The sequence below is a fragment of the Streptomyces sp. Wb2n-11 genome, from assembly GCF_001049855.1.
Taxonomy (GTDB): Bacteria; Actinomycetota; Actinomycetes; order Streptomycetales; family Streptomycetaceae; genus Streptomyces; species Streptomyces altiplanensis.
Genome location: NZ_CVPB01000001.1, coordinates 2,269,085 through 2,283,050, shown reverse-complemented (window position 1 = coordinate 2,283,050; position 13,966 = coordinate 2,269,085). Strand labels below are relative to the sequence as shown.

Below are 13,966 nucleotides of genomic sequence, written 5' to 3'. Positions count from 1 at the left end.
GCGCACACGGCTCCGGAGGCCGCTTCTGGCCTACGAAACATTGCAGGTCAGAGCAGATTTTGCGGTTGGCTGATCGGGACCAGTCCACGGAAGGTCCACCACGCTAGCCAGAGCAGTGCTTGCTCAAGGACCTGACCGGACACCGGAGCATAGGAGCGTTGGCGGTGTCCCGAAGGGTCTTTTCGGTGTCTGACGGGGGACGCGCAGCGCGATCGGCAGCGCGAGATCGCACAGGATCCTGCCTGGATCATGCATGGCCCGGGCACGGCGCCACGGCGCCAGCGCGGCCAGTATTGCCCGATCCAGGCCGGTTTTCGAACGGTCTCGACCGGCAGCACGCCGCCGGACTGCGAGACCACACCCCCGACCGCCGCCCTCGACGCGGACAGGAGGGTAGGACCCGCTAGAATTCATCACCTGAGGATTGCTTCTTTCCTCGCGACGTACGGGTCTCTCGACGAACTCTATCGTTGCAGTTCAGGAGTGCTTCTCTGGGATTGTTGGTCAGCTCTCTGACGTTCCACCTCGCGAAAGTGGGAGGCTAGCGGTCAGGGCTGCCGGCCAAGTGTCCGATGCGGCGGGGCGAAGACCAGGGGCAATTACATGGAAGCCCCAACTCTGCCCACCTGGACGTTGTGTATCGTCGGCTGGCGGCCGAACGGAACCTCGGCAGGGGTCTGGCTGCGGGACAGCTCTCAGGCCGGTCCTGCTTGCCTGCGGAAGTTGGCGCATGCTATCTCCGCTAGCGGAACACACGTTGGGCAGTACACCCGAGGCAAGGAACGCGTTGACCAGCTTCACGGACGACCAGAAGGTCTACACGACACCCCACGGCACCCAGTTGCACGGGGACTCCGTGGGGTTGCTCCACGGCCTCGACGACGAGAGTGTGGACTTGATCGTCACGAGCCCGCCCTTCGCCCTGCAGCGGAAGAAGGCGTACGGCAACGAAGATCAGGAGGCGTACGTCGACTGGCTCGCCCAGTTCGGTGAGGCCGCGAAGCGCGTCCTGAAGCCAACAGGGAGCCTCGTCGTTGACATCGGCAACGCCTACCGCAAGGGCAGTCCGACTCGATCCCTCTACCCTTACCGTGTCCTGCTGAAGTTCGTTGACGAATTGGAGTACCACCTCGCGGAGGAGTTCTTCTGGTATAACCCAGCGAAGCTCCCCAGTCCGCTCGAGTGGGTGAATAAGCGCCGGATTCGTGTTAAAGATGCCGTAAATACGGTCTGGTGGCTCTCGAAGACTGAGTGGCCGCAGGCAGACGTCAATCAGGTGCTGTTGCCGTACTCGAAGAACATGGAGCGTCTCCTCAAGGACCCTGAAAAGTACTACAAGGCTACCCTCCGCCCCAGCGAGCACTCGATCTCAAGGCATTTCGGTAACGATAACGGTGGATCCATCCCGCCGAACCTGCTGCAGGTCTCCAACACGGAATCGAACTCGAACTACCTACGTCTGTGCCGCGCGCTTGACATCAAATCGCACCCCGCCCGGTTCCCGAGCGAGCTGCCGCGATTCTTCATCGAGTTCCTCACCAAGCCCGGTGACGTCGTCGTCGACATTTTCTCGGGCTCGAACACCACAGGAATGGTTGCGGAACAACTTGGTCGCAAGTGGTACTCGTTCGAACTCAGTCGGGATTACGCAGCGCTCTCTATAATGCGGTTCTTGCCGGGAGTGAACCCTCAGGACGCCCAGGTCCTCTACGAGAAAGCACGGACAGGGACGGTGTCATTGCCAGAGGCTGGCCAGCCGCTCGTTACCACTGCCGCGCAGTCTGCCGTTGCAGAGGCGTCGCTTTCCGTAGAGTCTGCGGAAGCGGCTCTGGACGCCGCCGAGGCAGAGTTTCTGCGTGCGGGCGAGAACCTCGCGGAAGCCAAGTTCGCCGCCGAATGGAATCCTGATGCAACCCTCGACGCGAATGCCGAGAAGGCCGTGGCTGCTGCCGTGGAGCGGGCGAAGGCGTGGGCTGACGACGTTGCCGTAGCCCGCAGTGACGCGAAGCGTCGGCTCAACAAGGCGAGGAAGCTCGCGGACCAAGCACACGCCGCGCTCACAGAGTTCGAGGCGTTCTACAAGACGAACTTCCCGGCAGAAGACGTCACGGCGGAATAGGCCGTGGCAGCGCACGCTGAGGATGACTTCACCCTGTTTCCGGAGTCGTTGGGCACACTGGCCCCCATGGTGATGCGGTCCAGAGCTGGTGCTGGCACTCGCCTCGCAAACCGGCTCTTCGCCGCGTCACTCGCAGGCTCCTGCAGCCCTGGTGACACTCGGGAGCTTGATAAGAGGCCGTTTGACCTGCGCGCAGCAGTTCCGTTGCCTCCTCTAATGCGCGTCTACTTGTTTACGATGACGACACATCCGTCGGAGCGGCAGCAGGGTGCTTACCGCATTCAGCTCATCCTGCCCAACAAAGGGCGGCACTTTGACACCACCGAAGACGCGTACATCATCCTCGCTGGTTACAACCCAACCTTGGAGATCTTTGCCCTGTGGGACGCGGACGCCCACGACATTGGCAAAGGTGTGCCCTACTCAAAGGGGGTGCAGATCCTGGAGGACACCTTGTTCGAGGCGATGTCTCTTGGAGTGGCTCGACAGACAAGGAAGCTCCGCGGCACTGACGAGTCAGAGACCGTGGTCGCGTCACGTCCGGACACTTTGCTGGAAGCGCTAGAACTGCGTTGGCAACTGTCAATCGAGAGGCTCATCTCGTGAGCGGTGATGGCTGGGGCCAGTCAGGATGGACTCCCGAACCGGAGTATGCGAGCGATAGGGAGAACATCCTCAGCGAGTTTTACCTGCGTGCTTTAAGCGAGGCAGTCGCCTACGACCGGATTACGGGCTTCTTCGCCAGCGGCGCTCTGGCGCTGTACTGGGAAGCGCTGCCTGGGTTCGTGGACCGCGGGGGAAAGATCCGGATTCTCTGCTCGCCTCGGATCACCGAGAAAGACGCACAGGGCATCGAACGCGGCTATGAAGCTCACGACGACGACTCTCTTGCTGCAGTGCTGCGAGCCGAGTTCGATGCGTTGCTTGCCGCCACCCAGCTCCGCAAACCAGCGCTCGCTCTGGCCGCATTGATCTCAGAGAGACTCCTTGATATCCGCCTTGCCCGGGTCGCCAACGCCTCACTCGACGATCGGCGTATGTTTCATGACAAGGTGGGACTATTTACTGATCGGGATGGGCAGCACATAGGCTTCCGTGGGTCCTTGAACGAGACCCGCTTCGGTATCGCCTCGGACGGCAACGTCGAGTCGTTCGATGCGTGGACGAGCTGGACGGGCCGCAATGACAGCATCAGGGTCCAGCGATCTATCGAACGTTTCGAGAGACTCTGGGCCGGTAAGAGCGATGGGGTTGAAGTCCTCGCCCTTCCCGCGCGCTTCCGGCACTGGCTAGAGACTCAGGTCGAAGGCGTTGACTGGCGCGAGCTTGCGGCTGAGATCACTGCGGGTATGGAGCCGGACCTCGTCGTCCGCACTGCGCCAGATGGTCGGCCCCTCCGTGAGCAGCAGATCACCGGACTCAACGAGTGGGAGCTCCACGGTAAGCGAGGGATCCTCGCCCACGCGACTGGGTCAGGCAAGACGGTCACGGGTATCACCGCGATCGTCGGACACGAAGGGTCCGCTCTCGTGGTTGCCCCTTCGCGGTTGGTTGCGCGCCAGTGGAAAGAACAGATCGAGGACACGGGTCGCCGGGTGCATCTGTGTGGCGACGGTGAATCCGCCTGGAAGACGAGGCTTCACAACTGGCTGACACAGCCTGCCTCGGAGCGCGTGGTAGTTGCCCTTGCTCCCACGGCAGCTCAGAGGCCCTTCGTGAACCAGGCTTCGCGCGCGAAGAACCTCCTACTCGTCGGCGATGAGGTTCACCGCCTGGGGGCTGCGTCGTACCAGAAGATTCTGGAGATTGATGCAGCGGCACGTCTAGGCCTATCGGCGACGCCAGAACGTGCGGGAGATCCGGAAGGCACCTCGGCGATTCTCGACTACTTCGGTGGGGTCATCCACCGCTACACGCTCAGGGACGCCCTGAAGGCCGGCGCTCTCTGCAACTACCTTTACTATCCGCAGCTTGTCCGGCTCAGCCCGCAGGAGCAGGGACAATGGGACGAATTGAGCAAAAAGATCGGACGGCTGGTCGCGCAGTCCCACAACTCGCCTGGTGGTGCCACTAGCAGTCAGGCGGAACGCATCAGGATGCTGACGATGCAGCGAGCTCGGATCGCCAAGAAGGCTGCCGGCAAGACGCCCCTAGCTAGGTCGGTGGTGACCAAGAGCTACAAGCCTGGACAGCGTTGGCTCGTCTATTGTGATGATATCGGCCAGATGAATGACGTTGCTGACAGCCTTCGCGCCGCCGGGATCGACGCGTATGAGTACTTTTCGGACATGCCGGGAGACAAGACGGCAACGCTGCGACACTTTGACGAGAACGGTGGCGTGATCGTCTCGATCAAGTGCTTGGACGAGGGTGTTGATATCCCCAATGCGGACCACGCTTTGATCCTGGCGTCGTCCAGGAATCCTCGAGAGTTCATCCAGCGTCGCGGGCGAGTGCTACGCAAGGTCGAAGGGAAGAACCTCGCCACCGTCTACGACGCGATCCTGCAGCCCGAGACCCTTGAGGAAGCGTCGGGGATGTCGCTGCTTCAGGGTGAGCTCGCCCGCGCAGGCAACTTCGCCCGAGATGCCCTGAACAGTGATGCTCGTGACCCGCTGGAGCGGCTAGTTATAGGACTTGGCGGCGATCTCGAGGCGCTCTACGAGTTCCTCGGCTCCGGCGAGGAGGCGGACAACTAGCCTGTGGCTTCACATACTTCGTGCGGCACTGTGAACGCAAGTACTTCTGTAGGAGTAGAGCTCATGCGAGACAACCTTGCCCAAGTGGTCGAATCGGTGCGTTCACGGTTCTATGGCGGCAGCATCGATTCAGTGCTGGTTCAGCGCATCGTGGAGATTGAGAAGCGGTACGTCGAAGATAGACCACGCGCGCAGGAGGCCGTGGCCCGCGTCATCCAGGAGCACCTGGATAGGAGCGTTGAGGTTTGAGATACCAGAAGCTCACCGTTGAGAACTTCCTCGTCTTCATAGGCGAGCAGGAGATTAGCATCCCCGACAAGGACGGCGTAGTCGTCATCTACGGCCGGAACGGCAAAGGTAAGACGTCTCTGCTCAACGCTTTCCGCTGGGCTTGGACTGGTGAAGTTCGCAAGCGGAGCACCCGTCCGCTGCCCTTGGAGGACATCACTAACAAGGTTGCCCTTGCGGGGGCGTCCGGCGACTCAGTCCGATGCCGTGTCCGCCTCGAGTTCGAAGCGGACGGCATGCAGTGGGATCTCACTCGTTCCCTCATGCGTAAGGGGGATGAGTACTTCACCGATCTCATGTTGCGTCGCGATGCGGTCGCTCTGAGTGTCTCCGATGCTGAGCGCAAGGTGACTGAACTGATGCCCAGGGAGATTGAGCAGTTCTTCCTGTTCGATGGAGAGCTCCTCGATCAGTACGAGAAGCTCCTCGATGACGACAGCACTGCTGGCTCCACACTCCGCGATGCCATCGAACGCATCCTCGGACTTCCCATTCTGGAGAACGCGGCACGAGACAGTGCTCGGGTGGCTGAGCATGCCGGCGAGCTGATCGCTGCGGCTGCGAAGCGGGACTCGAAGACGACGAAGCTTGGCCAGACTCTTGGCCGTGAGCAGACTCGTCTCCGTGCGTTCCGCCAGAACTACGAGGCGGAGGACCAGAAGGCTAAGAAGTTGGAAGCTGAGTCGGCCCAGCTCGACCAGCAGCTGGCGGAGCAGTCAGGCAAGCTCGAAATCAAGGCCAGGCGCGACGAGACTCTCAAGCGTCTCAAGGAGGCAAAGGCGCAGTGCGACACGGCTAAGGAAGAGTTCGAAAACCTCCTCGCTGACTCGTGGAGGGCGGTGCTCGTGGAGCCGATCGAGGCCCGCATCGAACAGGACGCCAAGGCGTTGGAGGCCATCGAAGAGCAGCTGGATGAGCTGCGCTTCGCGGCCACCCTCGCCCGCCATTACAAGGCCATGGGCGCGGATACATGCCCGGTGTGTGAGTCCCTTCTGAATGCCAACAACCGTGCTGCCCTCGAGCAACACCTCCAGAGGTCAGACTCTAGCGAGATGAGCGTCAAAGAGGACAAGGCGGCAGCCCTCAAGGCGAGCCTCAAGCGGCTGCGCGAATCGGGCCGCGGGCACGAACTTCGGGCCAATTTGAGAACCGTCGAAGACGGCTACCTGAACCTGCAGCAGAAGATTGAGGATTACCGGGACGATATCGACGACTTTGAGGACAAGCTGAAGGGGCAGGACACCGGGCTAACCGAGCTCGTCCAGCGCTCCAAGAACGTCAGCGTTCTTCTGCGACAAGCGAAGGCTGCTTACAAGGACGAGCGGGAGAAATACGAGCAGGCCAAGAAGAACGTAGCCAAGATCGAAGAGCAGATTCGCAAGACAGGTGCGGGCCAGGCCGACCCGAGTGTCTACGAGCGGCAGCGGACTGCGGAGGCCCTCGCGGATCTCTACCAGAAGGCGATCGTGATCTATCGCGACCAGCTCAAGGAGAGTATCCAGGAGAAGGCCACCGAACTCTTCCGGAGCATGCGATCCGAGAGGGACTACGTGAAGCTTGCGATAAACGAGTCCTACGGCTTGCGCATCCTTGACCGATCCGGCACCCCCGTAAAACACCGGAGCGCTGGCTACGAGCACCTAGTTGCGCTGTCACTCTTGGGCGGCCTGCAGGCCAGCTCCCCCATCAGCGGGCCACTCGTCATGGACTCCCCGTTTGCACGCCTCGACGACCACCATGTTGACGGCGTCGTCGCCAACCTCGACAAGCTCAGCTCCCAGGTGTTCCTTCTGGTTCACGAGCGTGAGCTACCTCGCGAGACTGCACGAGACCTGCTCCGAGGTCGAATGCTGGCCGAGTTTGAGTTGTCTCGAGGAGCGTCCGGGCACGAGACCAACATCCAGGAGCTCCGCAGTGTCTGAAAGCACCACGCGCGGACGCGTGAACATTGCCCTCACTGGCCGCGCTGAGATCGCTCGAGACGAGATCAGCGCCCGATTCCCATTCCGAGAGAAGCAGCAGTTGGTCCGCCTAGGTCTCGCCTACGCCCTTCGGCTCAACCTTGAACCGGTACGCGGAGGCGACTTCGGCCGCGCCGGCGATGGGCAGAACATGAACGTCGGCTCCTTTGACCCAAGCGGCGAGCTCTTTGACCTAGTGCGTGCATTCCACCCGGAATGTGATGACCCGGCAGAGGTCGCCGAGACTCTTATGAGTCTGGGCCTGGTCAGGCTTGCCGAGGATGTCCGTAACAGCGAAGTCACTCGCATCGCCGACATCTTGTATGCGAATGACGGAACCGACTGACGAGGCGCTTCCGAGGCGGGAGCTACTGTGCATCCTCGCCAATCCGCCCTTGGGGAGCGGCGAGCGCACCAGAGCGCGGCTTGGGCTGGCTCGTGACCTTCTCGGCTTCGAGACCTTCACGATCAGGAACCTGTTCGCCGTGCCCTCATGCACCGTCACCGACATCTCGACACTCGGTGCGACTCCAGATGGATGGGCGCAGGCTAGACAGCAGATGGAAGCAGCATTCTCTGCCTGTGATGGGGTGCTGCTGGCCTTCGGCATATCCGAACCAACCGGTGCGGCGCGGAAGTACCATCGCGAACAAGTGGGGTGGGTTGCTGAAAGGCTTGTTGCCTCAGGCTGTCGGTCGTTTCAGGTTGGCGATGGGCCGAGGCATCCGTCCCGCTGGCAGCGGTGGACCTCTCGGCATCATGGCGAGTTGGAGTTCTCCGCCGCCCTGGAGGCGTCCCTGGGATGAACGAGACCGCAGTAGGTTTGCGTCAGCGGGCGGTGGAGCGGGTTTGGCCGGTGGCCTGCCCGGTTTGGGGTCGAGCATGATCAGGGGGCCGTACGCTGGCCGGCAACTCGGGCATGCTTTGCACCTGCCCGGAATTTGAACGAGTGGCCCCCTGGTCTTGCTCGACGCGGGACCCGAACTGGGGAGGTGGCTAAAGCCGCGGAGCCGACCGCCCCAGCCACAGAGAGGTTCTCCCACTCAGCCCGCAGCACGTAGCGCGCCGCCGGGCGCGGCCAGCCGGGGCGGAGACAGGAGGCAGGCCGCGCCGCAGAGGCGGCGCGCGCCCGCGCCGTGCGCGGGCCTTGAACCCGTAGAGAAGATTGTTACTCAGTCAGCGCTGGGTTGGCGTGCATGCTCATTGCTTCAGGCTCCACAAGGGAGCCGCGTACTGCTCGGGACTACTGGCGATGAGGAGCTGGCGCAGGCCATCGCGCTGGTATCCGCTGAGGTTCAGGACCTCTGTGAGACGGCGAAATGTCGTGTGAGTGACTCCGCGGCTTCGGGCTTCTGCCTCGAACTGCGCGAGCCTAGGTAGTACCGACTCGGCGTTGAGCTTCGCCGGACGCTGTTCCTTGAGCCAGAGGGCCTTGTTGCGCTCGTAGTCGATTTCGGAGAAGCCGCAGATCTCGCGGCTCAGTGCCTCCGCCTCGTCCAGGGTGGTGGTCGACATGAGGGCGCGGGCCAACTCGTTGCGGCTGACTGCTTCGTCCAGATCGACCTCGTGGAGCGTCGGGCTCTCGTCGGTAAGGGGGATGGGAAGGCCGGCGTCTCGGACTTCGCAGGTGCCGCGTACGCCTCGGGCTGCCGCTGCGAGCATGCCTGTTGCCTCTGAGGGGTGCCACTCCAAGACCTGGCTGATCGGCTCCGTGTCCGCAGCGGTGAAGGTATGGACGACGGGGCCGAGTATGCCTCGCAGGTCCTCGTGCGACAGTTCGCCGTCCAGGCCGGGGCCTGCGACCAGCAGGCGTACGGGGGCGTTCACCTGGCAGCACGCTGCCAGCGTCAGGGAGTCGCCGAGCGGGCTCTTCAGCGTCGGTTCATCGCCCCGGGCCAATACGTCGCCACCTACGTCGAGGAGGTCGATCGAAGTCGGCCTGAGGTGGGTGACCAGGTCTTCGAGCTGGCGCGTGACGCCCTCGGCACCGTGTCGCGGGTCGATCAGTGCGATGGTGTGCGGGAGTTCCGCCGCGAGTCGAGGAAGCGTGGAACCTGCCGGTGCGATCGGACGGGCTTCCCCGGGCACCTTCCAGACGGCCGGGGTGAGCGGTTCGAGGCCGGTGAAGTCGTGGGCTCCTCGGGGGCCCGGTACCGGGTCGATCAGCAAGCGGTCCCACGCGTACGTGAGGATCACCGCCTGGTCGCCGTCCCCGTACAGGGCGGTGTGAAGCATTGCGGCGGCGACAGCGTCGCCCCCTCCTCCTGCTGCGACGATCAACCGCGTCATGGGCCTAAGAGTACGGGGTAGCACCTTGACCACTCACTCTATAGTGGCCAGAGGCTATAGCCACTTGGACGAGGAGGGGACATGCCTCAGATTGAGGAGGCGCAGCCGAAGTATCTCCAGATCGCGCACTTCATCCGCGATCAGATCCTTCGGGGCGACCTGCGGCCTGGGGACGAGGTTCCCTCGGAACGGCAGCTGGCGGCGGACTGGCGGGTGTCCCGGCCCACGGCTGCACGGTCGTTGGAGGCTCTGAGCCATCAAGGGCTCGTCGAGAAGCGACAGGGGTCCGGCACGTACGTGCGGAGCCTCGAAGTGAACCGGCGAGCCCGCGAGTTGTACGGGCGTGCTCGGCAGACAGGCAAGATCTACACACCGGGCGAGTACGCGGTGATCACATCGGCCGGATGGCTGGATGCGCCGGATCACGTTGTTGAGGCGCTGGGCCTGGTGAAGGACCGTCGTGCCGTGCACCGCCGGCGGGTCACCAACAACCAGGACGGGCCGATCACGCTGTCCACTTCGTGGTTCGCGCCCGGCGTCGGGCGGAAGGCGCCCAAGCTTCTGGAGCCGGAACGGATCCAAGAGGGCACCCTGATGTACGTCGAGAACATGACCGGACGGCAGGGGAGTTACGCGGAGGACCGCATGTGCGCCCGGCAGGCGACCGACGATGAGGCGGCGGACCTCCAGCTTGATCAGGGGTCGGCCGTGCTGATCGTGCATCACGTCGTCTTCGACCTCCAGGACCGGCCGTTGGAGTTCGCCGAAGCCACTTACCCGCCGCAGCGCTGGGCGTTCGAGCAGGGGTACCCACTCACCTGACAGGTCGCCACTTCGGTGAACTGCTTGCGGAGCCCGAGTGGCTAATGCCACTATCCAGTAAGTGGCTAAGTCCACTTGAGGGAGAGGGGCACGGAGTGACGGGTCAGCAGCGGCGTCGGGGAGCGCACTTACCTTGCCGGGGTTGCCGGGGGCGTGGCTGGAAGCGTGTCAGTTCGCGTACGTCCCTGGCGCTCGCTGCCACTGCCGACCGTGCCCGCGCCACATCTAAGCGGCGCTGCCTCGATTGCGACGGCAGTGGCAAGGAGTGAGAGCCGATGGCGTACACGATCGACCGCTACCCCTGCGAGGAGTCGCCGCGTCTCGGGGCGATGACCTTGCATCCGACCCCGGAGTCCGTACCCCGGGCCCGGCGATGGTTCCGCAAGTTCATCGCCCCATACAACCCGGCCTGTTCGGTCGACGACTGCGTGTTGATGATCTCGGAACTGGTGACCAACGCCATCCGGTACGGACGGGCGGATGAACCGTGGCTCGTGCGGGTGGAGTGGTTCCGTGAGGAGACCTCACTTCGGGTTGACGTCCACAACCCCGGCTTTCCCGCGAGCGTGAGGCTTCGGTGTCCGGACGCCGACGACGCGCATGGGCGGGGGCTGCTGCTCGTCGACTCGATCGCCGAATCGTGGAACTCCGGACCCAGCTGCTTCGGTGGGACGGTGGTCTCCTTCGTGGTCGCTGATGCCTGGCCGTCGTGAGGAGGGGAACACCTTCCGTTGGTACTGCGTCGGCGGATTCGTCGCTAGTCTGGTTGACCAGTTGACTTGGCCAATCTCGACAGGCGGCGGCGTTCATGGCGTATGAAGTGGAGGCACCGAAGTATGTCCGCCTCGCTCAGACGATTCAGCAGCGCATCGAGGACGGCACGTACCCACCCGGTACCCGCGTGCCCAGTGAGAACCAGCTGGTGCAGTCCTTCGGGATGTCCCGCCCGACCGTCGTCCGGGCGCTGGAACTGCTGAAGCGTGACGGCTGGCTGGAGTCCCGGCAGGGGTACGGCACGATCGTGCGCGGGCGGCCGGCAGGGGTCGAGCAGAAAGACCGCCGGGGGAGCGAGGCGCTCGCGCGTGACGAGTCCCGGACCGCGGGGCGGCTCGTCGAGGTCGGTCGTGTCTCCGTTCCGGCGCGCGTCGCCTCCGCGCTCGGGCTGCCGAAGCGGGCGAAAGTCCTCATGCGCCGGTTTCTGGTCGAGGAGGACGGCGAACCCGTCGAGCTGGTCTCGTCCTACTTCCCTGCCGGCCTGGTCGACGGCACCGAGCTGGAGAGCGCCGACCTCTTGAGCGGCGGTGCCCGTGCTCACCTTGAGTCGCGGAAGAAGGTCCGCTTCGACCACGTGACGGAACGGGTCTCGGCTCGACTGCCCGAGCGCGGGGAAGCGGAGCTTCTGGAGCTTTCGGAGGGTGTGCCCGTCCTCAGCGTCCTGGTCGTCGCGTGCGACGCCTCCGGGCAGGCGCTGCAGGTCTCTGACGTGCTGCTTCCTGCCGATCGGCAGGAGCTGGAAGACACCTACCGCCTGAACTGAGCCCGATCAAGGGCTAACCGGCCTCCCGGCCGGGAAGCGGCGCGCCCCGGAGGAATGCTCGGTAGGCGTCTGTGGCGGCATCCTCCACGGTGGGACCCGTCGGTCCGTACCGCGTGTCACTCCGGTCGCGCTTTGGTCCGGAGATCCAGAACGCCTCATCGGTTCCGACGTCGTAGAAGTTGGCGTCGAACAAGCCGATGCCCGTCGCGCGCCGCAGCGTCCGTCCGTGGAAGTAGGCGGTCTTCCAGCTCTTGGAAAAGTCCACCCACCCGATCCACGAAGGTCCGCGATCGGTGTCATAGCCCGTTTTAAGCTGTACGAACATGATTCGGCGAGGCATGGCCCCAGCTTGGCCGGTCGTGCTCCTCCAGCAAACCGAGTTTGTGGAGCGACACTACGACCCGCTGGTTCTAGCTTGACAAGTCAACTTGGCATCCTTAACTTCGAACTTGCTAAGTCAACTTGTCAGGTAGCGAGTTGATCGACTCAGAAGGAGCAACCTCTGTGCGTGTGATCCGTGTTGACGCCTCGACCGCCACGATCCTGCTCACCGAAGCGCCGGCGCCGAAGGTGCGCGACCGGCAGACCGGTGAGATCGCCAAGGACGCCGTGAGTGGTGAGGCGCTGATGACCATCGGCGTCGTCTACATCGACGAGGGTGAGTCGTCGCTGATCCAGGTCACCATCCCTGAGAGCGGTGTGACGGACGGCCTGACCGTCGGCGCCCCGGTCTCCCTCCCCGGCCTCGTCGCACGGCCCTGGCAGAGCGTGTTTAACGGGCGGGAGCGGCACGGCATCGCCTACCGCGCCACGGCCGTCATGCCCGGCGCGTTCCAGATGGCTCAGGCGGGCTGATCGAGGTGACCGACCTGGTGACGTTGGCAGAGCTGGGCGGACCGCTCGCTGCGATAGGCGGCGCGGCCTACGCCCGGCACGCCCACCCGGCGGCGTACTGGTCCACAGTCGGTCTGCCGCTCTCGGCGGCCCGGCTCCTGGCCTCGTACTCCTCGACCATGGACGCGTGCGGGCTGACCGTCGAACCGTCCCGCTGGCGGGCGCTGGCCGTCCGGGCTACCACCCGGCGGGAGATCCGGCCGGTTCCCCCGCGCCGCGGAGTGATCCGGCCCAACTCGACGGGCCTCCACGTACGGCTGCGGCTCGCCCCCGGGCAGGAACCGGCGGACGTGGCCGCCTCGGCCGAACGACTGCGGCATGCCTGGGGTGTTCACGCCGTGTACGTGCGGGACGTCAAGCCCGGTGTCGTCGAACTCCGGCTCGTCGGCTACGACGTCTTACGCAAGGTGCGAATGCCGCGCCGCATCGACAGCGGGCTTCTGCGAGTGCCGGTGGCCCTGCGGGAGGACGCGACCGCCTTCGTCCGCGACTACCGCGCCGTACCGCATGAACTCGTCCTCGGCGCCACGCTGTCCGGCAAGTCCATGTACCTGCGCCACCTCGTCACCGGCCTCGCGGCGCAACCCGTCTCCCTGGTCGGCATCGACTGCAAGCGAGGTGTCGAGCTGGCGCCCTTCGCCCCGCGGCTCTCCGCGCTGGCGACCGCCCCGGACGAGGCGGCCGAGCTGCTGCCGGTCCTGGTCAAGGCAATGGAGGACCGATACGACCTGATCAAGGCCCGGCAGGGCATCGCGCCCGGCACCCCGGACGAGGAGATCACCTCGGACGTCTGGGGCCTGCCCGACTGTGAACGCCCCGTTCCCATCGTGCTGTTCGTCGACGAGGTGGCGGAACTCTTCCTCGTTGCCACCCGCAAGGATGAGGAACGACGAGACGAGATGGTCACCCAGCTCATCCGCCTCGCCCAGCTCGGCCGCGCGGCTGGCATCTACCTCGAAGTGTGCGGGCAGCGCTTCGGCGCCGAACTCGGCAAGGGCGCGACCATGCTCCGGGCCCAGCTCACCGGCCGCGTCTGCCACCGCGTCAACGATGAAGCCTCCGCGAAGATGGCCCTCGGCGACATCGCGCCCGAAGCGGTCGATGCGGCCTGCTCCATCGCGCCCGAACTGCCCGGCCTCGCCGTCGTCGGCGACACCTCCGGCGGCTGGTCCCGCATCCGCACCCCGTACCTGTCCCTCGCCGATGCTGCGGCCACCTGCCGGGAATCGGCGCACCTCGCTCCGGAAGTACCGGCGCTCACGCCCTTTCGGCCGTACGTCCCGCCTGTGCCCGTAGAGGCCTCCAGGACGGCGACTGTTCCCCGCCCGGTGACCGAGTAGCCGTACGCCCCCATCGG

14 protein-coding genes and 1 pseudogene are annotated in these 13,966 nt (G+C 64.3%); 12 read left to right on the top strand and 3 right to left on the bottom strand.

The features are described from left to right. Nucleotides 1–204 precede the first annotated feature (204 nt). Nucleotides 205–417: pseudogene (locus BN1555_RS40265) on the bottom strand (IS1380 family transposase); the annotation flags it as partial. Between the two features lie 370 nt (nt 418–787). Here BN1555_RS40265 and BN1555_RS10040 point away from each other — a divergent pair. From BN1555_RS10040 to BN1555_RS39635, 7 genes are all read left to right on the top strand, one after another. Beyond that, nucleotides 788–2,119, top strand: a complete 1,332-nt coding sequence (locus tag BN1555_RS10040; RefSeq protein ID WP_255305962.1) for a DNA-methyltransferase — start codon at nt 788–790, stop codon at nt 2,117–2,119. A 3-nt stretch (nt 2,120–2,122) separates the two neighbouring features. Next, the gene (locus tag BN1555_RS38470) at nt 2,123–2,725 is read left to right on the top strand and encodes a hypothetical protein (protein WP_141662835.1); all 603 of its coding nucleotides are present in this window, start codon (nt 2,123–2,125) and stop codon (nt 2,723–2,725) included. Further along, nucleotides 2,722–4,818 (top strand): DEAD/DEAH box helicase family protein, encoded by a 2,097-nt coding sequence (locus BN1555_RS10030; RefSeq protein ID WP_093799055.1) that lies wholly within the window; start codon nt 2,722–2,724, stop codon nt 4,816–4,818. Before BN1555_RS38470 ends, BN1555_RS10030 begins: the two co-directional genes overlap by 4 nt. A 63-nt stretch (nt 4,819–4,881) precedes the next feature. After that, a complete protein-coding gene (locus tag BN1555_RS10025) occupies nt 4,882–5,067 on the top strand; it encodes a hypothetical protein (protein ID WP_093799054.1) in 186 nt (61 codons plus the stop codon). Further along, nucleotides 5,064–7,028, top strand: a complete 1,965-nt coding sequence (locus BN1555_RS10020; RefSeq protein ID WP_093799053.1) for an AAA family ATPase — start codon at nt 5,064–5,066, stop codon at nt 7,026–7,028. The genes BN1555_RS10025 and BN1555_RS10020 overlap by 4 nt, the downstream gene beginning before the upstream one ends. Continuing rightward, the gene (locus tag BN1555_RS10015) at nt 7,021–7,413 is read left to right on the top strand and encodes a hypothetical protein (protein WP_141662834.1); all 393 of its coding nucleotides are present in this window, start codon (nt 7,021–7,023) and stop codon (nt 7,411–7,413) included. Before BN1555_RS10020 ends, BN1555_RS10015 begins: the two co-directional genes overlap by 8 nt. Continuing rightward, nucleotides 7,397–7,873: a DUF1643 domain-containing protein gene (locus BN1555_RS39635; protein ID WP_141662833.1), complete on the top strand. Its 477-nt coding sequence runs from the start codon at nt 7,397–7,399 to the stop codon at nt 7,871–7,873. The genes BN1555_RS10015 and BN1555_RS39635 overlap by 17 nt, the downstream gene beginning before the upstream one ends. 394 nt (nt 7,874–8,267) lie before the next feature. Here BN1555_RS39635 and BN1555_RS10010 read toward each other — a convergent pair whose 3' ends face one another. Next, nucleotides 8,268–9,356, bottom strand: coding sequence for a DUF1152 domain-containing protein (locus tag BN1555_RS10010; RefSeq protein WP_093799051.1), 1,089 nt, complete (start codon nt 9,354–9,356; stop codon nt 8,268–8,270). Between the two features lie 81 nt (nt 9,357–9,437). Between BN1555_RS10010 and BN1555_RS10005 the strand changes: the two genes are divergently transcribed. The 3 genes from BN1555_RS10005 to BN1555_RS09995 all read left to right on the top strand — a co-directional run bounded on the left by BN1555_RS10005 (nt 9,438) and on the right by BN1555_RS09995 (nt 11,715). After that, nucleotides 9,438–10,178 (top strand): GntR family transcriptional regulator, encoded by a 741-nt coding sequence (locus BN1555_RS10005; protein ID WP_093799050.1) that lies wholly within the window; start codon nt 9,438–9,440, stop codon nt 10,176–10,178. A gap of 275 nt (nt 10,179–10,453) precedes the next feature. Next, nucleotides 10,454–10,891, top strand: a complete 438-nt coding sequence (locus BN1555_RS10000) for an ATP-binding protein (protein WP_093799049.1) — start codon at nt 10,454–10,456, stop codon at nt 10,889–10,891. A 95-nt stretch (nt 10,892–10,986) separates the two neighbouring features. Beyond that, nucleotides 10,987–11,715, top strand: a complete 729-nt coding sequence (locus tag BN1555_RS09995; protein ID WP_093799048.1) for a GntR family transcriptional regulator — start codon at nt 10,987–10,989, stop codon at nt 11,713–11,715. 13 nt (nt 11,716–11,728) lie between these two features. Here the strand turns inward: BN1555_RS09995 and BN1555_RS09990 are convergent, their stop codons facing one another. Beyond that, nucleotides 11,729–11,980 carry a hypothetical protein gene (locus tag BN1555_RS09990; RefSeq protein WP_255305957.1) on the bottom strand — a complete coding sequence of 84 codons (252 nt, stop codon included), beginning with the start codon at nt 11,978–11,980 and terminating at the stop codon, nt 11,729–11,731. 239 nt (nt 11,981–12,219) lie between these two features. On the opposite strand from BN1555_RS09990, the gene BN1555_RS09985 reads away from it, so the two are divergent. Then, nucleotides 12,220–12,570, top strand: coding sequence for an SCO3933 family regulatory protein (locus tag BN1555_RS09985; protein WP_093799046.1), 351 nt, complete (start codon nt 12,220–12,222; stop codon nt 12,568–12,570). Nucleotides 12,571–12,575: 5 nt separating this feature from the next. Further along, complete coding sequence (locus BN1555_RS09980; protein WP_093799045.1) at nt 12,576–13,949, top strand: FtsK/SpoIIIE domain-containing protein; 1,374 nt, start codon at nt 12,576–12,578, stop codon at nt 13,947–13,949. The last annotated feature ends 17 nt before the right edge of the window (nt 13,950–13,966 follow it).